Source organism: Yersinia rohdei ATCC 43380 (assembly GCF_000173775.1).
In the GTDB taxonomy this organism is placed as follows: Bacteria; Pseudomonadota; Gammaproteobacteria; order Enterobacterales; family Enterobacteriaceae; genus Yersinia; species Yersinia rohdei.
Genome location: NZ_ACCD01000003.1, coordinates 81,514 through 104,252 on the forward strand (window position 1 = coordinate 81,514; position 22,739 = coordinate 104,252).

Sequence of the window (22,739 nt, forward strand, 5' to 3'; positions counted from 1 at the left end):
AGTAAGTTTTGAACAAGGGCTGCCATTCGTGGTGGCCCTTTTGTTTGAATTATCAATATCTGATATTGGAACGGCCAGGATTTAGAGATGAGTGGCGGTCGGTATCCAGCATTGCGCGATTAACCCGGAGCGGTCAGGGCGGTTTTCTAGTGTGAGTCTGCCTTGGTGTAGCTGGACTATGCGAATAACAATATTTAATCCTAAGCCACTGCCTCCATAGCGCTGATCCATACGGCGGAACGCCTGCGTCAATTCACCCGCCTGTTCTGGTTTTATTCCCGGCCCTTCATCAATGATTTGTAATACTGTCCCTTGCTCTTGCGCGAAAAGATTAACAGAAATTTGGCTGCCAACCGGGCTATAGCGATGGGCATTTTCAACCAGATTACGCAGCATCAAACGCAGCAGGGTAGCATCGCCCTGTGTTTGGGCATGAGGAGGGAGTTCCCATTGCAAGGTTTGTTGGCGCAGAGCGCACATTTCCTCCAACTCTTCTTGCAGTGGCAGCACCACATTTTCAATCCAGTCCAGAGTTTGATAGAGACCACTGGCAAAATTATGCCCTGCTCTGGACAACATCAATAACTGCTCAATGGTATGTATCAATAAATCAATGCGGCTGATAAGAGGCTTACTTTCCGCAATACCCTGCTGTTCCATCAATTCAAGATGCAGCCTGATACCGGCAAGAGGCGTGCGCAACTCATGCGCCGCATCGGCAGTGAACAAGCGCTCCTGCTGAATAGTATTGGCGAGCCGAGATAACAGCTGATTGAGGGTCGAGGTGACAGAGACTATTTCTTGCATGTCGCTGTTAACAACCACCGGGGTGAGATTATCTGCCGAGCGCTCAGCCAGTTTCTGCTGTAATTGATCCAGTGGCCGGATAATCCAGCTAATCGCCCAGAAAGAGAGTAATAGGGTGATGGCCATCATGATGAGTGACGGGGCAAGCAGTGAGGCTATGGCCTCTGCTATTTCGGTATTAACTCGCTCATTACGCACTTTGGCGCTGAGAGTTTCATCAACCAAAAAACTGATTTGTTCTTGGCTTTCATGCCATAGCCAAAATGCACTGATCAACTGGGTGACCAGCAATATCAGCGCTAGCATTAAAATCAGGCGACGCCGCATACTGATCATTAGAGTGTTTCCAGCCGGTAGCCGATACCACGTATTGTCCGGATTCGATCTTTACCTAACTTACGCCGAAGGTTGTGGATATGCACTTCCAGTGTGTTAGAACCGAGATCATCATTCCAGGTATAAAGATCCTGTTGCAATATTTCACGATTGACCGTTTGGCCTGCTCGCATAATTAGCCGGGAGAGAATGGCAAATTCTTTAGGCGTCACTTCCAGCGGCTGGTCCTGCAAACAGACCTGTTGTGTAGATAAATTAAGGCTCAGGTCATCTTGTTGCACGAGATTGTCACTTTGCCCTTGATAGCGGCGAATTAATGCTCGGACACGGGCCAATAACTCAGCTAACGCAAAAGGTTTTATCAGGTAGTCGTCAGCACCGGCATCTAATCCATCGACCCTATCTTCAAGTGCATCACGGGCTGTCAGGATAAGTACCGGTAGCGTGACATGTTGGCGTCGCCATTGACGTAATAAGGCGGTGCCATCTTGGTCTGGCAAACCGAGATCGAGAATAATCATGGTGTACTGGCTGGTCAGCAACAAACTTTGTGCTTGGGCGGCACTACCCGCACAATCACAGGCATAGCCTCCGTTGGTTAGCGCCATTGCTATCCCTCGTTGCAGTAGTTCATCATCTTCAACAATCAGTAGTTTCATGGTTTTTATTCTTTCTAATAACAGTCTCAGTTATTTTGATAAATATCTTTGTATAGCCGGCTTTCGAAACGCACTAATGGCGCTCGACGATTTTTATGGTCTTCAGGCGGCACAGCATAACCCGACAAGAATTGCACAAAGGCCATACGCTGCCCACTGGCTGTGGTAATAAATCCGGCCAGATTGTATACACCTTGTAATGCCCCGGTTTTAGCTGAAACCTTACCATCAACCCCGGCTTCATGTAGCCCACCACGATAACGTAATGTGCCGTCATAGCCTGATAATGGCAGCATTGAAATAAAGTTAAGCTCTTGATCATTCTGAGCTATATATTGCAATGCCTGCATCATGGTTGCGGGTGAAATAAGGTTATGGCGTGAGAGTCCTGAGCCATCCACGACAATACTATTCCCCAGATCAATACCGGCTTTCTGACGTAAAACCTGACGCACAGCATCAGCCCCAGCGCGCCATGTACCCGGTACGCCGAAGCGCTGATGGCCGATAGTGCGAAACACCGTATCGGCAATCATGTTGTCAGACTTCTTCAACATAATTTTCAGCAAGTCATGTAGTGGCGCTGATTGGGCTTGCGCTAATACGTTTCCTGCCGCGTTGGGGGTAGTTTGGCGACGTAAACTGCCCTCAATTTGGATATCGGCTTTTTTCAACTCGTCTTTGAGGATTGCCCCAGCATAGCTGGCACCATTCTGTACGGCGAATGCCAGTGGCAAAGGTTCGCTACGCTGTGTTAGGCAACCGGTGAGGGTGAACCGATTTAATTCGCCCGGCACCACGTCTAATTCGCAATATTGGGCATCAGGCGAACCTTTAGCTAAGGTTCTAACTTCACTGAACATTTGCACTGGATAATAGGATGCAACCCGGATAAATGCCATATCACCGGGTTTCGGGGCACTATAAAGAGAGACCGAAAAACAGTTACGATCGACTATAGCCGCGGCCGGTGGCGCACTAAAGCATTGCGTCATGTCGTTCCACGGCCATCCTGGGGCTTTGTCATGACTGGCAAAAACCGAGGTATCGATAATCAAATCGCCCGCAACTTGTTTCACACCAGCTTTTCTTAGTGTTGCTACCATATTACGCAGTTGTTGGCGTGTTAAAGTGGGGTCACCATCAAAACGTGCAATTAAATTGCCGCGTAATACGCCATCGGTGATCGTACCTTGGCTTTCCAATGTAGTATTGAAGCGAAAATCTGGCCCCAGTTGTAATAATGCAGCTAATGCCGTCAGGACTTTTTGCGTACTGGCAGGCAGCGCCATTTGCTGGGCGTGATAGTCTATCGCCGGGGTGGTTGCCCCGATTTTCTGTACAACTAACGCAAGATTTGCCCCATCAGGCAGATATTGCGTGTAATTTTCGACCTGAGCCGCATTGGCGTTAGATATGCTGATATTGATCGCAATAGTGCAGGCCAATCCACTGACAATTCGTGAAAAATGCATAATTTCGGTATAACTGCTGAATAACGTGCTGCCATACTACGGTGCAACGAGGGCGAAAGTAAACGATGACCCTAAAGGAACTCTACGTTAAAATGCATATCAAAATGCAAAATTGATCCTGACTTGGGGTTTTGTCTCCGGGGGTGGTTTTTTATTTATCGCCAGGAGGCCAGTGGGATATCAGGCTAATCGCATTTTCATTCGAAGACGTTAGGATGACGGTTTTTTGAACAGGATAGATTTAGAGGTATTTAAAAGATGAAACAGATTCCGATGACGGTAGGTGGCGCGGATAAACTGCGTGAAGAATTAGATTATTTAAAAGGCGTTCGTCGGCCTAAAATTATTTCTGATATCGCTGATGCCCGTGAACATGGCGACTTAAAAGAAAATGCAGAATACCATGCAGCTCGTGAGCAACAGGGGTTCTGTGAAGGTCGTATTCAAGAAATAGAAGCCAAGTTATCCAATGCGCAAGTAATTGATATCAGTAAAATGCCAAATAATGGGCGTGTTATTTTTGGTGCTACTGTGCGTGTATTAAATGTGGATTCTGAAGAAGAGCAGCAATACCGGATTGTGGGTGATGACGAGGCAGATTTTAAACAAAATCTTATTTCAGTTAACTCACCTATTGCGCGTGGCCTGATTGGTAAAGAAGTCGATGACGTGGTTGTTATTCGTACTCCAGGCGGCGAAGTAGAATATGAAATTCTTAAAGTAGATTATGTGTAATACTTGTTCATCTGAATAGTAAATACACATTGTTTATAAAAAATGAAGTTGTAAAGAAAAGTAAAAGGCCGCTCGCGGCCTTTTATCAGAACAAAGTGCATGGCACCTTTTCTATAAAACAAGCGTCATTAACGCGGTAAAATAATTTTGCGTTCTTTCGCTGGGCGATAGAGCACTAAAATATTACCGATGATTTGGACGTTAACGGCACCGGTCTCACGCACGATGGCATCAGCAATTAGGGCTTTGGTTTCACGCTCTTCAGCAGTGATCTTCACCTTAATAAGTTCATGATGTTCCAGCGTTTGTTCGATTTCAGCCAGCACCCCTTCGGTTAACCCGTTATTGCCCAGCATCACTACTGGTTTTAACGGATGGGCCAAGCTTTTCAGGTGCTGTTTTTGTTTGTTATTCAGATTCATCGTCTTTTTTGCTTAAGTTGGGATTGAAAACGGTTCATTCTACCGCCATCTCATGTGTATCACCAAATCGGTCTGCACCGATAGGGAGTTTACGCAAGCTAAGTAACAGATGCGCGGGCTCTTAATTAAGATAGTTGGAAAAATAGATGTCTAAAAAAAAGCGTTCGGCTAGCTCCAGTCGCTGGTTACAAGAACACTTTAGCGATAAATACGTCATTCAGGCACAGAAAAAGGGGCTACGCTCCCGTGCCTGGTTTAAACTTGATGAAATACAACAGGGCGATAAACTTTTTAAACCGGGCATGACAGTGGTCGATTTAGGCGCTGCACCTGGTGGTTGGTCCCAATATGTTGTAACCCAGATAGGCGGTAAAGGACGAATTATCGCCTGTGATCTTCTACCAATGGATCCCATCGTTGGTGTTGATTTCCTTCAGGGTGATTTTACTGATGAACAGGTTCTGAAAGCTTTACTCGAGCGTGTTGGGGATAAAAAAGTTCAGGTGGTCATGTCTGACATGGCCCCGAATATGAGTGGTACTCCGGCAGTCGATATACCTAAATCAATGTATCTGGTTGAATTAGCGTTAGATATGTGTCGTGATGTATTAGCACCAGGAGGTAGTTTCTTGGTGAAAGTGTTCCAGGGAGATGGCTTTGATGAATACCTACGGGAAATTCGCTCCCTGTTTACGAAAGTTAAGATTCGTAAGCCAGACGCTTCTCGTGCGCGATCGCGTGAAGTGTACATTGTAGCGACAGGGCGGAAAGTGTAGTACCCTAACGCTGTTTGTTAACACAGTTGTAATATGAGGTTAATCCCTTGAGTGACATGGCGAAAAACCTAATTCTCTGGTTAGTTATTGCAGTCGTATTGATGTCTGTATTCCAGAGCTTTGGACCCAGCGAATCGAATGGTCGTAGAGTGGATTACTCTACTTTCATGTCCGATGTAACCCAAGAACAGGTTCGTGAAGCACGTATCAATGGACGTGAAATTAACGTTAGTAAAAAAGATAACAGCAAATACACGACTTATATTCCGGTCAGCGATCCAAAGCTGTTAGACACTTTATTGACTAAAAATGTGAAAGTTGTTGGCGAGCCACCGGAAGAACCGAGCTTGCTGGCCTCTATCTTTATTTCCTGGTTCCCAATGCTGTTGTTAATTGGGGTCTGGATCTTCTTTATGCGTCAAATGCAGGGCGGCGGCGGCAAAGGGGCAATGTCCTTTGGCAAGAGCAAAGCTCGCATGCTGACAGAAGACCAGATAAAAACCTCTTTTGCTGATGTCGCCGGTTGTGACGAAGCAAAAGAAGAAGTAAGTGAACTGGTTGAATACCTACGCGAGCCAAGCCGTTTCCAGAAGTTGGGCGGTAAAATTCCGAAAGGCGTGTTGATGGTCGGCCCTCCGGGGACAGGTAAAACCTTGCTGGCGAAAGCCATTGCAGGTGAAGCTAAAGTGCCATTCTTCACTATTTCTGGTTCTGACTTCGTAGAAATGTTCGTTGGTGTGGGTGCATCCCGTGTCCGTGACATGTTTGAACAGGCTAAGAAAGCCGCGCCTTGTATCATCTTTATCGATGAGATTGATGCGGTAGGCCGTCAGCGTGGAGCCGGTTTGGGTGGTGGCCATGACGAACGTGAGCAGACACTGAACCAAATGCTGGTTGAGATGGATGGCTTTGAAGGTAATGAAGGCATCATCGTGATCGCAGCGACTAACCGTCCTGACGTTCTTGACCCAGCGTTACTGCGTCCAGGCCGTTTTGACCGTCAGGTTGTAGTGGGTCTGCCGGATGTCCGTGGTCGTGAGCAGATTCTGAAAGTCCACATGCGCCGCGTACCATTAGATACCGATATTGATGCTTCAGTTATTGCTCGTGGTACACCAGGTTTCTCTGGTGCTGACCTGGCTAACTTAGTCAACGAAGCCGCACTGTTTGCCGCTCGCGGTAACAAACGTGTCGTATCAATGGTTGAGTTTGAAAAAGCGAAAGACAAAATTATGATGGGTGCGGAACGTCGCTCCATGGTAATGACAGAAGCACAGAAAGAATCTACGGCATACCATGAAGCAGGGCATGCGATTATTGGTCGCTTAGTTCCTGAGCATGACCCGGTGCATAAAGTGACCATTATTCCACGTGGTCGCGCATTGGGTGTGACATTCTTCCTACCGGAAGGTGATGCCATCAGTGCGAGTCGTCAGAAACTGGAAAGCCAGATCTCTACTTTGTATGGTGGTCGTCTTGCTGAAGAAATCATTTATGGCCCGGAAAAAGTCTCTACCGGCGCTTCAAATGATATCAAAGTGGCGACGTCTATTGCGCGTAACATGGTGACACAGTGGGGCTTCTCCGAGAAGTTAGGGCCGTTACTGTATGCTGAAGAAGAGGGCGAGGTATTCCTTGGCCGTTCTGTGGCGAAAGCCAAGCATATGTCTGATGAAACCGCGCGTATTATCGATCAAGAAGTTAAATTACTTATCGAGCGTAACTATCAGCGTGCACGTAAGTTGCTGTTAGAAAACATGGATGTCTTGCACACCATGAAAGATGCGCTGATGAAGTATGAAACTATTGATGCACCGCAGATTGATGACTTAATGAATCGCAAAGAAGTTCGCCCGCCAGCGGGTTGGGATGATGCGAACAAAAATAAATCATCTGATAGCGATAATACGCCAAAGGCACCTACGCCGGTTGATGAACCGCGTAATCCAACGCCAGGCAACACCATGTCAGAGCAGTTGGGCGATAAGTAAGCCTGCTGACTATTGGCATCTAAAAGCGTTGTGATTAATATAAACCTCGGGCTTGCCCGGGGTTTTTCTTTTTCTGTTGCTTAGATTGAAAGTGAATTGCCACTTTAAGGCGCTATTGCATGCATTTAACTGCCAGAGATCTCGATTTGGATCTCACTCATCCACAGGTTATGGGTATCCTGAATGTCACACCGGATTCATTTTCGGATGGCGGACATCACAATAATCTAGATAAAGCACTACAACATGCTCAACTGATGTTGGCAGCAGGTGCTACGCTGATTGATATTGGTGGTGAATCTACTCGCCCAGGCGCTGCTGAAGTCAGTGAACAAGAAGAGCTTGACCGGGTAGTGCCGGTGGTTGAAGCACTGGCGAAACGTTTTGATGTTTGGCTCTCTGTCGATACCTCCAAAGCGGCGGTCATTACAGAGTCTGCCCGTGCTGGCGCTCACTTAATTAATGATATTCGTTCGTTGCAAGAACCCGGAGCGCTTGAAGCCGCAGCAAAAACTGGGTTGCCGGTATGCTTGATGCATATGCAAGGGCAACCACAAAGTATGCAGCAGTCTCCCCATTACGATGACTTAATGGCTGATATAAATCAGTTCTTTGAGTACCATATTGAGCGTTGTGTTGCGGCCGGTATCGCAAAAAGTAAATTGTTACTCGACCCGGGCTTCGGTTTCGGTAAAAATCTGGCGCATAATTATCAGCTACTGGCACGTCTGGCTGAACTTCACCACTTTGGGTTGCCACTGCTGGTGGGAATGTCGCGCAAATCGATGGTGGGGCAGCTATTGAATGTTCCGCCACAACAGCGGGTTATCGGCAGTGTTGCTTGCGCTGTTATTGCAGCAATGCAAGGCGCACAAATTATCAGAGTGCATGATGTCAAAGAAACTGTCGAGGCGATGCTTGTCGTCGAGGCAACACTTTCAGCGAAGGGATAAACAAAAATTATGAGTAACCGTAAATACTTTGGTACAGATGGCATTCGCGGCAAAGTGGGTGACAGTCCGATTACGCCAGATTTTGTATTAAAGCTTGGCTGGGCCGCCGGTAAGGTTCTGGCTCGACATGGTTCTCGTAAAATTATTATTGGCAAGGATACGCGCATTTCTGGCTACATGCTGGAGTCAGCATTAGAAGCTGGGCTTGCCGCGGCTGGGCTATCTGCCTCATTCACCGGCCCTATGCCGACACCTGCGGTTGCTTATCTGACCCGCACTTTCCGTGCAGAAGCCGGTATTGTTATTTCGGCATCTCATAATCCTTTCTATGACAATGGCATCAAATTCTTCTCAATTGATGGCACTAAGCTGCCGGATGATGTGGAAGAAGCCATTGAAGCCGAAATGGAAAAACCCTTAACTTGTGTTGAATCAGCCGAATTGGGTAAAGCAAACCGCATTGTTGATGCCGCGGGGCGTTATATTGAGTTCTGCAAAGGGACATTCCCAAGCGAACTCAGTCTGAATGAACTGAAAATTGTGGTCGATTGCGCCAACGGAGCAACTTATCACATCGCACCAAGTGTATTACGTGAACTGGGCGCAAACGTTATTACCATTGGCTGCGAACCTGATGGCATGAACATTAACGAAGAATGCGGTGCTACAGATGTGCGTATGTTGCAAAAACGCGTACTCGAAGAAGGTGCCCATGTTGGTTTGGCCTTTGACGGTGACGGCGATCGGCTGATGATGGTCGATCACTTGGGTAACAAGGTTGATGGCGACCAGATTCTTTATATTATCGCTCGCGAAGGGCTTCGTCAGGGGCAGCTGAAAGGCGGTGCTGTCGGCACCTTGATGAGCAATATGGGGCTGCAATTAGCTTTAAAAGAGCTGGGTATTCCTTTTATTCGCGCCAAAGTAGGCGATCGCTATGTACTGGAAGCCATGCAAGAAAAAGGCTGGCGTATTGGTGCTGAAAACTCAGGGCATGTGATTTTATTGGATAAAACCACTACTGGTGATGGGATCGTAGCTGGTTTGCAAGTGCTTACTGCTATGGTACGTAACCATATGAGTCTGCATGATCTCTGTAGTGGCATGAAATTATTACCACAGATTCTGGTGAATGTGCGTTTCTCTGGCGAGCATAACCCACTGAAATCAGAAGAAGTTGAAGCTGTTACCCGCCAAGTTGAAAAAGAACTGGGTGACCGTGGTCGAGTGCTGTTGCGTAAATCCGGTACTGAGCCATTAATCCGCGTCATGGTTGAAGGTGATGCTGAAGAATCGCTAATTGCTGAGATGGCTAACCGAATTGCTGATGCAGTCAAAGCGGCAGGTTAATTATTTTTGACCGGGGAAGAGGCGACTCTTCCCCGGCAAATTGTGCTGAAGTTGAATAACTTGACGATTTTTTCCGCAAATGAACTCGAGTGATGAAATTGCCCTTGCGTGTACTAGACGCTTTGGTTAGTATTCACACCCGCTTAAGTGGGTGAATAATTCCCCGCTTGATGGGTGAGAAGCATTTTTGCATGCGGTGAACCCGCAAGGATACAGGTACAACTATGTACGAAGCTCTTCTGGTTATTTTCTTGCTGATTTCGATTGGGCTAGTCGCTCTGATCATGTTACAGCAAGGCAAAGGCGCGGATATGGGAGCCTCATTCGGAGCAGGTGCTTCTGCAACTCTGTTCGGTTCGAATGGTTCCGGTAACTTCATGACTCGCATGACGGCTGTATTGGCGACGCTGTTTTTCGTCATTAGCTTGATTTTGGGTAACATGAGCACCAACCAGGGCAATAAAGGTAGTGAATGGGAAAATCTGGGTCAGCCAGCAAAAACTGAGCAGACTGCAGCGCCTGTAGCTCCGACTAAGCCGAGTAGTGATATCCCGCAGTAATGTTTCGAAAGAAGTTGTAAGTAAGTAAGAGAAAAAAGTTTTACAATGATTGTTAATACTTAAATAGTAAAAACAATCAGTTAAATCAGTGCCGGGGTGGTGGAATTGGTAGACACGCTACCTTGAGGTGGTAGTGCCCGATTGGGCTTACGGGTTCAAGTCCCGTCCTCGGTACCAAGTCAGACAGATAACTTGCTTTTTTGTCGTTATCGACGTAATATTTGCCACGTTTTCGGACGCGGGGTGGAGCAGCCTGGTAGCTCGTCGGGCTCATAACCCGAAGGTCGTCGGTTCAAATCCGGCCCCCGCAACCACTTTCCTAAAGTGTTTTTTTTCAAATGTTGTATTCGGTAGACCTCAGATACTTTCGATTTCAATTTGAAAAAAATACTTGTCAGAAAGTTGTACCGAAGAGCCGCTTTGCGGCAAACAGGGTCCAGTTGCTTAAAGCCCCGAATTTCGGGGTTTTTTGTTATTTGACAGCAGAATCACTGGGCTATTAGGCCCTTTTTTTATGTCTTGGGGGTGGGCTTGTCCACATTAGAACAAAAGTTAACAGAGATAATTTCAGCACCGGTTGAGGCCTTAGGCTACGAATTAGTCGGCATCGAGTTCATCCGGGGGCGCCAATCGACGCTACGAATCTATATTGATAGTGACGACGGGATCACTGTTGATGCTTGTGCTGATGTCAGCCACCAGGTCAGCGCTGTATTGGACGTAGAAGATCCCATTACGGTCGCTTACAACTTAGAAGTTTCCTCTCCGGGTCTTGAGCGCCCAATGTTCACTGCTGAACACTATACTCGCTACCTTGGTGAAGAAGTCACTTTGGTTTTGCGTATGGCAATGCAGAATCGCCGTAAATGGCAGGGCATTATCAAAGCCGTTGATGGTGAAATGATCACGGTGACTGTGGATGGAAAAGATGAAGTGTTCGCGCTGAGCAACATCCAGAAAGCGAATCTGGTACCCCACTTTTAAAGTTTGGATGAGGCAACTAGGATGAACAAAGAGATTCTGGCTGTTGTAGAAGCAGTTTCCAATGAGAAATCCCTTCCGCGCGAGAAGATTTTTGAGGCGTTGGAAACCGCTCTAGCGACAGCGACTAAGAAAAAATACGAACAAGAAATTGAAGTTCGCGTCAGCATCGACCGTAAAACCGGTGATTTTGATACTTTCCGTCGTTGGGTTGCTGTTGACGAAGTCACTATGCCAACACGCGAAATTACGATAGAAGCAGCTCAGTTTGAAGATCCTTCGCTCCAGTTGGGCGATTATGTTGAAGATCAGATTGAATCTGTTACTTTTGACCGCATTACTACTCAAACTGCCAAGCAAGTTATCGTACAAAAAGTACGCGAAGCTGAACGTGCAATGGTGGTTGAGCAATTCCGTCAGTATTTAGGCGAGATTGTTACCGGTACAGTTAAAAAAGTTAACCGCGACAGTATTGCACTGGATTTGGGTAACAATGCTGAAGCCGTTATTGGCCGTGAAGACATGCTACCGCGTGAAAACTTCCGTCCGGGCGACCGTATCCGTGGTGTTCTGTATGATGTGCGTCCAGAAGCTCGCGGTGCTCAGTTGTTTGTCAGCCGTTCACGTCCTGAAATGCTGATTGAACTGTTCCGAATTGAAGTGCCAGAAATTGGCGAAGAATTGATTGAAATTAAAGCTGCTGCCCGTGATCCGGGTTCGCGTGCTAAAATTGCGGTTAAAACCAACGACAAACGTATCGATCCAGTAGGTGCTTGTGTTGGTATGCGTGGTGCCCGTGTTCAAGCTGTTTCCAGCGAACTTGGCGGCGAGCGCATTGATATTGTATTGTGGGATGATAATCCAGCCCAGTTTGTTATTAATGCCATGGCGCCAGCTGATGTTGCGTCAATTGTGGTTGATGAAGACAAACACACAATGGATGTTGCCGTTGAAGCCAGTAATCTGGCACAGGCAATCGGTCGTAATGGCCAGAACGTACGTTTAGCTGCACAGCTGAGTGGCTGGGAACTGAACGTAATGACGGCGGACGATCTTCAGGCGAAGCATCAGGCCGAGGCTCATGCCGCCATTGATACCTTCACCAAATATCTTGATATCGATGAGGACTTTGCCACCATTTTGGTAGAGGAAGGTTTCTCTTCTCTGGAAGAATTGGCTTACGTGCCAGTAAAAGAACTTCTGGAAATCGATGGTCTTGACGAAGATACGGTTGAAGCGCTGCGTGACCGCGCCAAAGCTGCATTGACCACGCTGGCCCTGGCACAAGAAGAAAGTCTTGGCGACCAAAAACCCGCCGATGATCTGCTGAATCTGGCGGGTCTGGAACGTAGCATGGCATTCAAATTAGCTGCGCGCGGTGTGTGTACGCTGGAAGATCTTGCCGAGCAGGGTATCGACGATCTGGCAGATATTGAAGGGCTTAGCGATGAGCAAGCTGGCGAGCTGATTATGGCCGCACGTAATATCTGTTGGTTTGGCGATAACGCGTAATAAACTGTAGCAGGAAGGAACAGCATGACAGATGTAACCGTAAAATCGCTGGCAGCTGAGATTCAGACTCCGGTTGATCGCCTGGTACAGCAATTTGCTGATGCAGGGATCAAGAAGTCTGAAGTAGACTCAGTTACCCAGCAAGAAAAAGAAACATTGCTGGCACACTTGAACCGTGAACACGGTAGTGCGCCTAACAAACTCACGCTGCAACGCAAAACGCGTAGCACCTTGAATATTCCGAGCACCGGCGGAAAGAGTAAATCGGTGCAAATCGAGGTCCGCAAGAAACGCACTTATGTAAATACGCCGGAAGCTGAACAAGCTAAAGCGGAAGAGCAGGCACAGCGTGAAGCGGAAGAGCAGGCACAACGTGAAGCGGAAGCAGCAGCGCAGAAAATCGCTGAAGAAAAAGCTAAACGTGCGGCCGAAGAACAAGCCAAACGTGAGGCCGCTGAAAAAGCTAAACGCCAAGCAGCGGAAAAAGAAAAAGTGACGAATCAACAAACCGACGAAAAAACCAAGCCAGCTCAGACTGATAAAGCACGCCGTGAAGCTGAAGCTGCCGAGCTGAAACGCTCAGTAGAAGAAGAAACACGCCGTAAGGTCGAGGAAGACGCGAAACGCGTTGCTGAGGAAGCCCGTAAAATGGCAGCCGAAAATGAAGGTAAATGGCCAGCACCTGTGGCTGAGCAGACAGAATCTGCTGACTACCATGTTACCACCTCACAACATGCACGCGCCGCGGAAGATGAAAACGACGCCAAAGTTGAAGGTGATCGCCGTAGCCGCACTCGTGGTGGTAAAGCCACTAAACAGAAGAAAGGCAATAAACTCTCTGAGTCTAAAGCTGATCGCGAAGAAGCACGTGCTGTTGGCCGTAAAGGCAAACGTAAACCAAGCACATTGCAGCAGAGCTTCAATAAGCCTGTTGTCGCAGTTAACCGTGATGTCATCATTGGCGAGACGGTAACTGTTGCTGAACTGGCAAACAAAATGGCTGTTAAAGGCTCTCAGGTCATCAAAGCCATGATGAAACTGGGTGCAATGGCAACCATTAACCAGGTTATCGATCAGGAAACAGCTCAGCTGGTTGCTGAAGAGATGGGCCACAAAGTGATTCTTCGCCGTGAAAACGAGCTGGAAGAAGCACTGATGAGCGACCGTGATACTGGCGCTGAAGCCGCAGCTGAGCACCGCGCTCCAGTTGTGACCATCATGGGCCACGTTGACCACGGTAAAACCTCTCTGCTGGATTACATCCGCTCCACGAAAGTGGCGTCAGGTGAAGCCGGTGGCATTACCCAGCACATCGGTGCTTATCACGTTGAAACTGAAAACGGCATGATCACCTTCCTGGATACCCCAGGACACGCCGCGTTTACTTCAATGCGTGCTCGTGGTGCTCAGGCGACTGATATCGTGGTGCTGGTTGTTGCAGCCGACGATGGCGTGATGCCGCAAACTATCGAAGCTATTCAGCATGCCAAAGCGGCGAACGTGCCAGTTGTGGTTGCAGTGAACAAAATCGATAAGCCAGCCGCTGACCCAAGCCGTGTTAAAACTGAATTGATTCAACACGGTATTATATCTGAAGACTTTGGCGGCGATGTTCCATTCATCGAAGTATCTGCGAAAGTCGGTACCGGTATTGATAATTTGCTGCAAGCAATTTTGCTGCAAGCTGAAGTCATGGAACTGAAAGCCGTTCGTACTGGTATGGCAAGCGGTGTGGTTATCGAATCCTTCTTGGATAAAGGCCGTGGCCCTGTAGCTACCGTGCTGGTTCAACAAGGTACGCTGAACAAAGGCGATATCGTACTGTGTGGCTTTGAGTATGGCCGTGTGCGTGCGATGCGTGACGAGCTGGGCCGTGATATCACGTCTGCTGGCCCGTCTATCCCAGTTGAAATTCTGGGCTTGTCCAGTGTTCCGGCTGCCGGTGACGAAGTGACCGTGGTTCGTGATGAGAAGAAAGCACGTGAAGTTGCACTGTATCGTCAGGGCAAATTCCGTGAAGTTAAACTTGCTCGTCAGCAGAAATCTAAACTGGAAAACATGTTTGCGAACATGACCGAAGGCGAAGTTTCTGAACTGAACATCGTAATCAAGTCTGACGTACAGGGTTCTTGTGAAGCTATCTGTGATTCACTGGAAAAACTGTCTACCGATGAAGTGAAAGTGCGTATTGTTGGCTCAGGCGTTGGTGGTATTACCGAAACTGATGCAACACTGGCAGCAGCATCTGGCGCAATCATCCTTGGCTTTAACGTCCGTGCTGATGCTTCAGCGCGTCGTGTAGTTGAAAGCGAAGGCTTGGATTTGCGTTACTACTCAGTCATTTATAGCCTGATCGACGAAGTGAAACAGGCGATGAGTGGTATGTTGGCGCCTGAATACAAACAGCAAATCATTGGTCTGGCTGAAGTTCGTGATGTGTTTAAATCACCGAAATTTGGCGCCATTGCTGGTTGTATGGTTACTGAAGGTGTGATTAAGCGTAACAACCCAATCCGTGTTCTGCGCGACAACGTGGTTATTTATGAAGGCGAGCTGGAATCTCTGCGCCGCTTCAAAGATGACGTTAACGAAGTTCGTAATGGTATGGAATGTGGTATCGGCGTTAAGAACTACAATGACGTCCGTGCTGGTGATGTGATCGAAGTATTCGAAATTATCGAAATCAAACGTACCATCGCTTAACCACTTCTGATTTGCTTATATCCATTTGGGGGGCCTTGGCCCCCCAAATTGTCTGGAGAATCCAAATGGCAAAAGAATTCAGCCGTTCTCAGCGTGTTTCACAGGAAATGCAAAAAGAGATCGCCCTTATCCTACAGCGTGAAATCAAAGACCCTCGTGTTGGCATGGCTACTGTGTCCGGCATCGAGCTGTCCCGTGATTTAGCTTACGCTAAAGTCTTTGTGACCTTCCTGAATGTGTTAACCGATAACGCTGATCCGGATACGGTTAAAAATGGCATTAAAGCACTACAAGATGCCTCTGGTTATATCCGAACTCTGCTAGGTAAAGCGATGCGTTTGCGTATCGTGCCAGAACTGACCTTCGCTTATGATAACTCCCTGATTGAAGGGATGCGGATGTCTAACCTGGTGACTAACGTCATCAAAAATGATGTAGAACGTCAGGTTAATCCAGGTAACGACGAGGAGAAGTAATGGGGCGTCCACGTCGTCGCGGCCGTGACATTAACGGCATTCTGTTATTGGATAAGCCGCTGGGCCTCTCCTCTAATGACGTTTTACAAAAAGTAAAACGCCTCTTTAGCGCTAACCGCGCAGGCCATACTGGTGCGCTCGATCCTCTGGCGACCGGTATGTTGCCTATTTGTCTGGGTGAAGCGACCAAGTTTTCCCAATTTTTGCTAGATTCAGATAAACGCTATCGTGTTGTTGCTCGTTTAGGGCAACGAACTGATACTTCGGATGCCGAAGGTGCGTTAATCAGTGAGCGGGAAATTAACTTTACTCAGGCTCAGTTAGATGCAGCTTTGGACAGTTTCCGTGGCGAGAGCCAACAGGTGCCGTCCATGTATTCTGCACTGAAGCATCAGGGTAAGCCGCTGTATGAATATGCCCGTCAGGGAATTGAAGTAGAACGCGAAGCGCGCAGTATTACCGTTTACGAACTGCTTTTTATCCGCTGGGAAGGCGATTCTCTTGAGCTGGAAATCCATTGCTCTAAGGGAACGTATATTCGCACTATTATTGATGATTTGGGTGAGTTACTGGGTTGCGGCGCACATGTGAGTTATTTGCGTCGGTTACAGGTGGCTACTTATCCAAGTGATCGCATGGTGACTTTAGAGCAACTGACTGCCATGGTCGAAACGGCACAGGCAGAAAATCGCTCACCTAATCCTGAACTGGATTTACTGTTATTACCGATGGACAGTGCAGTCTTGAACTTCCCTGAAGTTAATCTGTTACCGGCAGTCGCTGCGTATGTGAAGCAAGGGCAACCAGTACATGTCGCCAGTGCGCCAAGCGAAGGCATGGTGCGTATCACTGAAGGTGAAGAGCATAATTTCATTGGTATTGGGACAATTGCAGAAGATGGCCGGGTCGCACCTAAACGTTTGGTCGTTGAAAGTGTGGATGTGGAAAACACCGCTGTCGCGAAGGTTGTAGCAGGAAACATGGGGTAGGTTACAAGGCCTACCTTGCGATCCCAAGGTTCAAAGAGTAGAATAGTGCGGCTTACATATTGGGTTGCTGAATTAGAGATCGGCGCCTGTCTTAATTTATCTATATATTTGGAGTTGTATCATGTCTCTAAGTGTTGAAGCGAAAGCTAAAATCGTTGCTGACTTCGGTCGCGGTGCCAATGACACCGGTTCAAGCGAAGTTCAGGTTGCTCTGTTGACTGCTCAAATTAACCATTTGCAAGGTCACTTCTCCGAGCACAAAAAAGATCACCACAGCCGTCGTGGTCTGCTGCGTATGGTATCCACGCGTCGTAAGCTGCTGGACTACCTGAAGCGTGAAGATGTAGCACGTTATGCTTCTCTGATCGAACGTCTTGGTCTGCGTCGCTAAGTCTACGAGTTTCGGGAGAAAGGGGCCAAATTGGCCCCTTTTTTCTAAGAAGCAATGATAAAATACGCTAGTATATTATTGTTGTTTGGTATTTGTTTAAAATAGAGTCTTCCGGTGCAGAGGTTCGCGCGGCTAATGAGAGACTTTAACTCAATGGGAGTTAAGGATTGTCATTAGTCGCGAGGATGCAGTGTGAAGGTATAAGTAACAGGTGGATGAGGTCGTCAATACGATCCGGCACCGCATAGTATAAGGATACTATTTTGCTGACTCCGATTATTCGTAAATTCCAGTACGGCCAACATACTGTCACTCTTGAAACCGGCATGATGGCTCGCCAGGCAACTGCTGCTGTAATGGTAAGCATGGATGACACCGCAGTATTCGTTACTGTTGTTGGCCAAAAGAAAGCTAAACCAGGCCAGAGCTTCTTCCCTCTGACTGTTAACTACCAAGAGCGTACTTACGCAGCTGGCCGTATCCCAGGCAGTTTCTTCCGTCGTGAAGGCCGCCCAAGTGAAGGCGAAACACTGACCTCACGTCTGATTGACCGCCCAATTCGTCCACTGTTCCCAGACAGTTTCCTGAACGAAGTTCAGGTTATCGCTACCGTTGTTTCTGTTAATCCACAAATTAACCCAGACATCGTGGCACTGATTGGCGCATCAGCTGCGCTGAGCCTGTCAGGTATCCCATTCAACGGCCCAATTGGTGCTGCTCGCGTTGGTTTCATCAATGACCAATACGTGCTGAACCCAACTACCGACGAGCTGAAAGAAAGCCGCCTGGACTTGGTTGTTGCCGGTACTGCGGGTGCAGTATTGATGGTTGAATCAGAAGCAGACATCTTGTCTGAAGATCAAATGTTAGGCGCGGTTGTCTTCGGCCACGAACAACAGCAAATTGTGATTGAAAACATTAATGCTCTGGTTGCTGAAGCTGGCAAACCTAAGTGGGATTGGCATGCTGAGCCAGTAAACGAAGCGCTGCGCGCACGCGTTGCTGAGCTGGCAACTGCTCGTCTGGGTGACGCGTATCGCATCACCGAGAAACAAGAGCGTTATACTCAAGTTGATGCTATCAAAGCTGACGTGACTGAAGCGCTGTTAGCGCAAGACGACACTTTAGATGCTTCAGAAATTCAGGACATCCTGGGCAGCGTTGAGAAAGATGTTGTTCGTAGCCGTGTATTACGTGGTGAGCCGCGTATTGATGGCCGCGAAAAAGACATGATCCGTGGCCTGGATGTACGTACTGGTGTCTTGCCACGTACCCATGGTTCTGCGTTGTTCACCCGTGGTGAAACTCAGGCATTGGTTACAGCAACACTGGGTACGGCACGTGACGCGCAAAATATTGATGAGCTGATGGGTGAGCGTACTGACTCATTCCTGCTACACTATAATTTCCCTCCATATTGTGTTGGTGAAACAGGTATGGTGGGTTCACCGAAGCGTCGTGAGATTGGTCATGGCCGTCTGGCGAAACGCGGTGTGTTGGCAGTAATGCCAAATGCAGCTGATTTCCCTTACACTGTTCGTGTAGTTTCTGAAATCACTGAATCTAATGGTTCTTCATCAATGGCTTCTGTTTGTGGTGCTTCTCTGGCCCTGATGGATGCAGGTGTACCAATTAAAGCCGCTGTTGCAGGTATCGCAATGGGTCTGGTTAAAGAAGACGAAAACTTTGTCGTCCTGTCTGATATTCTGGGTGATGAAGATCACTTGGGCGACATGGACTTTAAAGTAGCAGGTAGCCGTGAAGGTATCACTGCACTGCAAATGGACATTAAAATTGAAGGTATCACCCGCGAAATCATGCAGGTGGCTCTGAACCAGGCTAAGGGTGCGCGTCTGCACATTCTGGGTGTTATGGAACAGGCTATCAGCACACCACGTGGCGATATCTCTGAGTTTGCTCCACGTATCTACACCATGAAGATCAACCCTGAGAAAATCAAGGATGTGATCGGTAAAGGTGGTTCTGTGATTCGTGCGCTGACTGATGAAACTGGCACCACCATTGAAATCGAAGATGATGGCACCATTAAGATTGCAGCAACTGACGGCGATAAAGCAAAACATGCTATCCGTCGTATTGAAGAAATTACTGCTGAAATCGAAGTGGGCCGTATCTATGCGGGTAAAGTGACTCGTATCGTTGATTTCGGTGCATTTGTTGCCATCGGCGGCGGTAAAGAAGGTTTGGTACATATTTCTCAAATCGCTGACAAGCGTGTAGAGAAAGTGACTGATTACCTGCAAATGGGCCAAGAAGTGCCAGTGAAAGTAATGGAAGTTGATCGCCAGGGCCGTATCCGCCTGAGCATCAAAGAAGCTACGACTCCTGACGCAGAAACCGCGGCACCAGAAGCAGCAGCAGAGTAATTTAGTATTGCACGGCTCCTGGCTCATTAGTGAGGAGCCGTGTTATCTCGAGAGTAGGATGCTCTCGTGTTAAACAAATGGATGAAAGGATATTTATCCAATGTTTGTCTTCGGGAGTAGGAAATGAAGCCTTTCTTGCGCTGGTGTTACGTTGTGACAGCACTCATGCTGGCAGGATGCAGCAACCATGATTGGCGTAAAGACGAGGTATTGGCAATCCCGTTGCAACCTACGTTGCAGCAGGAAGTGATTCTGGCGCGCATGGAACAAATCCTTGCAAGTCGGGCACTTACGGATGATGAGCGCGCACAGCTTTTATATGAGCGCGGAGTGCTGTATGATAGCCTCGGGCTACGGGCACTAGCGCGAAATGATTTTTCGCAAGCGTTAGCTATTCGTCCTGACATGCCAGAAGTTTTCAACTATCTGGGCATTTATTTAACGCAGGCAGGCAATTTTGATGCTGCCTATGAAGCGTTTGATTCTGTACTAGAGCTTGATCCAACTTACAATTACGCGCGTTTAAACCGGGGTATCGCTCTGTATTATGGCGGTCGACTCCCGTTGGCGCAGGATGATCTGCAGGCGTTTTATCAAGACGACCCAAATGATCCCTTCCGTTCGTTGTGGCTGTATCTGGTGGAAAGAGAAATCGATCCTAAGGCAGCGACAGTAGCGTTACAACAACGCTATGAAAAATCGGACAGAGGGCAATGGGGATGGAATATTGTCGAATTCTACCTAGGCACAATCAGCGAAAAAACGCTGATGGAAAGGCTTAAGGCAGATGCAACGGATAACTCTTCGCTCGCTGAGCATCTCAGTGAAACTGACTTCTATTTAGGTAAACATTACCTAAGTCTGGGGGACAAGGACACCGCTTCGGCGCTGTTCAAACTGACGGTAGCTAACAACGTTCATAACTTTGTTGAGCACCGCTATGCATTGTTGGAATTGGCGCTTTTGGGCCAAGAACAAGACGACCTATCGGAATCGGACCAGCAATAGCTGACGAGCAACTATCAGCCTGATATACCTTGGTTTTTACCAAAGTTAATCACCCTAACAGGTGATGGCCTTTTTGTTCGTTTTATAATCTAATTTGAGCCGGTTCACACTTTTCAATGAAAATGACTGAAAATTTTCTCGACGAGTTATGTAGACTGGCTGCCATTATTAATGAGGCACGTGTACATGACTACTGAGCTTGAAACCTCTTTTGCTGATCTGGGGCTGTCCGCTCCAATTCTTTCCGCCCTTACTGCTTTGGGCTATGAAAAACCATCTCCAATTCAATTGGAATGTATTCCACACCTGTTGAACGGTCGTGATGTTCTTGGTATGGCGCAAACCGGTAGTGGTAAAACCGCTGCATTCGGGCTTCCGCTGTTGCACAACATTGACCCAGCACTGAAAGCACCACAGGTGCTGGTACTGGCTCCAACCCGTGAGTTGGCGATCCAAGTTGCTGAAGCATTAACCAGCTTCTCTAAAGATATTAAAGGCGTTAACGTGGTGGCCTTGTACGGCGGCCAGCGTTATGACGTTCAATTACGCGCTTTGCGTGAGGGGCCACAAGTTGTTGTTGGTACCCCAGGTCGTCTGTTAGACCACCTGAAACGCGGTACCCTTAAGCTGTCCAACCTGAAAGGTTTAGTGTTGGATGAAGCAGATGAAATGCTGCGCATGGGCTTTATTGAAGATGTCGAAAACATTCTGGCGCAGATCCCGGCTGAACATCAGACCGCGCTGTTCTCTGCAACCATGCCAGAAGCGATTCGTCGTATAACCCGTCGCTTTATGAAAGAGCCACAGGAAGTTCGTATTCAGTCTAGCGTGACTACTCGCCCTGACATTAGCCAGGTCTATTGGAAAGTGGGTGGCGGTTACCGCAAAAACGAAGCACTGGTACGTTTCTTGGAAGCTGAAGATTTCGATGCTGCCATCATCTTCGTGCGCACCAAAAATGCAACGCTGGAAGTGGCAGAAACTCTGGAGCGTAGCGGTTATAGCAGCGCTGCATTGAACGGCGACATGAACCAGGCCCTGCGTGAGCAGACTCTGGAACGTCTGAAAGATGGCCGTTTGGATATTCTGATTGCAACTGATGTTGCTGCACGTGGTTTGGACGTTGAGCGTATCAGCCTGGTTGTAAACTATGATATCCCTATGGATTCAGAGTCTTATGTTCACCGTATCGGCCGTACTGGTCGTGCCGGTCGTGCTGGCCGTGCGTTACTGTTTGTTGAGAACCGTGAACGTCGCCTGTTGCAGAACATTGAACGCACCATGAAGTTGACTATTCCAGAAGTTGAGCTGCCAAACGCAGAACTGCTGAGCGAACGCCGTTTAGCTAAATTTGCGGCTAAAGTTAGCCAACAGCTGGAAAGCAGTGATTTGGACTTGTACCGTGCATTGCTGACTAAACTGCAACCAGAAGAAGAGTTTGATATCGAAGCGCTGGCAGCTGCATTGCTGAAGATGGCACAGGGCGAACGTCCTTTGATCCTGCCACCAGAAGCACCACGTCGCCCACAGCGTGAATTTAATTCTCGTGATGATCGTAGCAACGACCGTGGCCGTGACCGTGACCGTTCTGACAGCCGTCGCGACAGTCGTCCTGACAGCCGCGCTGACAGCCGTGATGGTGGCGAACGTCCAGCACGTCGCGAACGTCGTGATGTTGGCGAGATGGAACTGTATCGCATTGAAGTTGGCCGTGATGATGGTGTTGAAGTTCGTCATATCGTTGGCGCTATTGCTAACGAAGGTGATATCAGCAGCCGTTATATCGGTAACATCAAGCTGTTTGCGTCCCACTCAACTATCGAATTGCCAAAAGGCATGCCGGGCGAAATGTTATCTCACTTCACCCGCACCCGTATCCTGAACAAGCCGCTGAACATGCAGCTGTTGGGTGATGCACAGCCGCATGAGCGCCGTGAGCGTCCAGCTGGCGGTAACGGTGGTGAGCGTCGTGGTGGTGGCCGTTCATTCGGTGGCGAACGTCGTGACGGTGCCGGTGCACCTCCTCGCCGTTCATTCGGTAGCGACCGTGCTCCAGCCGGTGGTGGCGAACGTCGTGGTGGCAACCGTGATGGTCAGCGCTCAGCTGCACCACGTCGCGATGATGCCGCAGCACCTGCTGCATCAGCAGCACCAGCATCAGCACCTACTCGTCGTCGTTTCGGTGATGCATAAGTCTTAGTCATCTCTGATGATTAAACATAAAAACC

The 22,739-nt window shown here is 48.1% G+C and carries 20 protein-coding genes and 2 tRNA genes; 18 read left to right on the forward strand and 4 right to left on the reverse strand.

Annotation, left to right across the window (positions count from 1 at the left end; all coding sequences use genetic code 11):
* Window positions 1–81: 81 nt before the first annotated feature.
* From pmrB to dacB, 3 genes are read right to left on the reverse strand one after another with little or no spacing between them, the layout of a single operon-like run.
* The gene (pmrB, locus tag YROHD0001_RS13490) at window positions 82–1,143 is read right to left on the reverse strand and encodes a two-component system sensor histidine kinase PmrB (protein WP_004713698.1); all 1,062 of its coding nucleotides are present in this window, start codon (window positions 1,141–1,143) and stop codon (window positions 82–84) included.
* The gene (pmrA, locus tag YROHD0001_RS0117415; RefSeq protein WP_032816243.1) at window positions 1,143–1,802 is read right to left on the reverse strand and encodes a two-component system response regulator PmrA; all 660 of its coding nucleotides are present in this window, start codon (window positions 1,800–1,802) and stop codon (window positions 1,143–1,145) included. Before pmrA ends, pmrB begins: the two co-directional genes overlap by 1 nt.
* A 26-nt stretch (window positions 1,803–1,828) precedes the next feature.
* On the reverse strand, window positions 1,829–3,277 hold the full coding sequence (gene dacB / locus YROHD0001_RS13485; RefSeq protein ID WP_004713700.1) for a serine-type D-Ala-D-Ala carboxypeptidase: 1,449 nt from the start codon (window positions 3,275–3,277) through the stop codon (window positions 1,829–1,831).
* 258 nt (window positions 3,278–3,535) lie between these two features.
* On the opposite strand from dacB, the gene greA reads away from it, so the two are divergent.
* Window positions 3,536–4,012 (forward strand): transcription elongation factor GreA, encoded by a 477-nt coding sequence (gene greA / locus YROHD0001_RS13480; protein ID WP_004713701.1) that lies wholly within the window; start codon window positions 3,536–3,538, stop codon window positions 4,010–4,012.
* A 128-nt stretch (window positions 4,013–4,140) separates the two neighbouring features.
* Here the strand turns inward: greA and yhbY are convergent, their stop codons facing one another.
* The gene (yhbY, locus tag YROHD0001_RS13475) at window positions 4,141–4,434 is read right to left on the reverse strand and encodes a ribosome assembly RNA-binding protein YhbY (protein ID WP_004389225.1); all 294 of its coding nucleotides are present in this window, start codon (window positions 4,432–4,434) and stop codon (window positions 4,141–4,143) included.
* A 146-nt stretch (window positions 4,435–4,580) separates the two neighbouring features.
* On the opposite strand from yhbY, the gene rlmE reads away from it, so the two are divergent.
* The 17 genes from rlmE to YROHD0001_RS13400 all read left to right on the forward strand — a co-directional run bounded on the left by rlmE (window position 4,581) and on the right by YROHD0001_RS13400 (window position 22,704).
* Window positions 4,581–5,210 (forward strand): 23S rRNA (uridine(2552)-2'-O)-methyltransferase RlmE, encoded by a 630-nt coding sequence (rlmE, locus tag YROHD0001_RS13470; RefSeq protein ID WP_004713702.1) that lies wholly within the window; start codon window positions 4,581–4,583, stop codon window positions 5,208–5,210.
* Window positions 5,211–5,266: 56 nt separating this feature from the next.
* Window positions 5,267–7,201 (forward strand): ATP-dependent zinc metalloprotease FtsH, encoded by a 1,935-nt coding sequence (gene ftsH / locus YROHD0001_RS13465; RefSeq protein ID WP_032816245.1) that lies wholly within the window; start codon window positions 5,267–5,269, stop codon window positions 7,199–7,201.
* 119 nt (window positions 7,202–7,320) lie between these two features.
* A complete protein-coding gene (gene folP / locus YROHD0001_RS13460; RefSeq protein WP_004713704.1) occupies window positions 7,321–8,154 on the forward strand; it encodes a dihydropteroate synthase in 834 nt (277 codons plus the stop codon).
* Window positions 8,155–8,163: 9 nt separating this feature from the next.
* Window positions 8,164–9,504, forward strand: a complete 1,341-nt coding sequence (gene glmM, locus YROHD0001_RS13455) for a phosphoglucosamine mutase (protein ID WP_004713706.1) — start codon at window positions 8,164–8,166, stop codon at window positions 9,502–9,504.
* A 224-nt stretch (window positions 9,505–9,728) separates the two neighbouring features.
* Window positions 9,729–10,064 carry a preprotein translocase subunit SecG gene (gene secG / locus YROHD0001_RS13450; RefSeq protein WP_032816246.1) on the forward strand — a complete coding sequence of 112 codons (336 nt, stop codon included), beginning with the start codon at window positions 9,729–9,731 and terminating at the stop codon, window positions 10,062–10,064.
* Between the two features lie 90 nt (window positions 10,065–10,154).
* Window positions 10,155–10,241 (forward strand) — tRNA-Leu (locus YROHD0001_RS13445).
* Between the two features lie 60 nt (window positions 10,242–10,301).
* A tRNA-Met gene (locus YROHD0001_RS13440) sits at window positions 10,302–10,378 on the forward strand.
* A 217-nt stretch (window positions 10,379–10,595) separates the two neighbouring features.
* Complete coding sequence (gene rimP / locus YROHD0001_RS13435; protein WP_005156279.1) at window positions 10,596–11,048, forward strand: ribosome maturation factor RimP; 453 nt, start codon at window positions 10,596–10,598, stop codon at window positions 11,046–11,048.
* Window positions 11,049–11,069: 21 nt separating this feature from the next.
* Window positions 11,070–12,557, forward strand: coding sequence for a transcription termination factor NusA (nusA, locus tag YROHD0001_RS13430; protein WP_004713708.1), 1,488 nt, complete (start codon window positions 11,070–11,072; stop codon window positions 12,555–12,557).
* 24 nt (window positions 12,558–12,581) lie between these two features.
* Window positions 12,582–15,260 (forward strand): translation initiation factor IF-2, encoded by a 2,679-nt coding sequence (infB, locus tag YROHD0001_RS13425; RefSeq protein ID WP_004713709.1) that lies wholly within the window; start codon window positions 12,582–12,584, stop codon window positions 15,258–15,260.
* Window positions 15,261–15,325: 65 nt separating this feature from the next.
* Window positions 15,326–15,736 (forward strand): 30S ribosome-binding factor RbfA, encoded by a 411-nt coding sequence (rbfA, locus tag YROHD0001_RS0117420; RefSeq protein WP_032816249.1) that lies wholly within the window; start codon window positions 15,326–15,328, stop codon window positions 15,734–15,736.
* A complete protein-coding gene (truB, locus tag YROHD0001_RS13420; protein ID WP_004713710.1) occupies window positions 15,736–16,725 on the forward strand; it encodes a tRNA pseudouridine(55) synthase TruB in 990 nt (329 codons plus the stop codon). The genes rbfA and truB overlap by 1 nt, the downstream gene beginning before the upstream one ends.
* A 121-nt stretch (window positions 16,726–16,846) precedes the next feature.
* Complete coding sequence (gene rpsO / locus YROHD0001_RS13415; protein ID WP_004707062.1) at window positions 16,847–17,116, forward strand: 30S ribosomal protein S15; 270 nt, start codon at window positions 16,847–16,849, stop codon at window positions 17,114–17,116.
* Window positions 17,117–17,379: 263 nt separating this feature from the next.
* The gene (gene pnp, locus YROHD0001_RS13410; RefSeq protein WP_004713711.1) at window positions 17,380–19,503 is read left to right on the forward strand and encodes a polyribonucleotide nucleotidyltransferase; all 2,124 of its coding nucleotides are present in this window, start codon (window positions 17,380–17,382) and stop codon (window positions 19,501–19,503) included.
* Window positions 19,504–19,626: 123 nt separating this feature from the next.
* Window positions 19,627–20,511, forward strand: a complete 885-nt coding sequence (gene nlpI / locus YROHD0001_RS13405) for a lipoprotein NlpI (RefSeq protein ID WP_032816250.1) — start codon at window positions 19,627–19,629, stop codon at window positions 20,509–20,511.
* Window positions 20,512–20,633: 122 nt separating this feature from the next.
* Entirely contained in the window at window positions 20,634–20,708 is a 75-nt protein-coding gene (gene yrbN, locus YROHD0001_RS20930; RefSeq protein ID WP_223499600.1) for a protein YrbN, read from the forward strand.
* Complete coding sequence (locus YROHD0001_RS13400; RefSeq protein WP_032816252.1) at window positions 20,698–22,704, forward strand: DEAD/DEAH family ATP-dependent RNA helicase; 2,007 nt, start codon at window positions 20,698–20,700, stop codon at window positions 22,702–22,704. Before yrbN ends, YROHD0001_RS13400 begins: the two co-directional genes overlap by 11 nt.
* Window positions 22,705–22,739 lie beyond the last annotated feature (35 nt).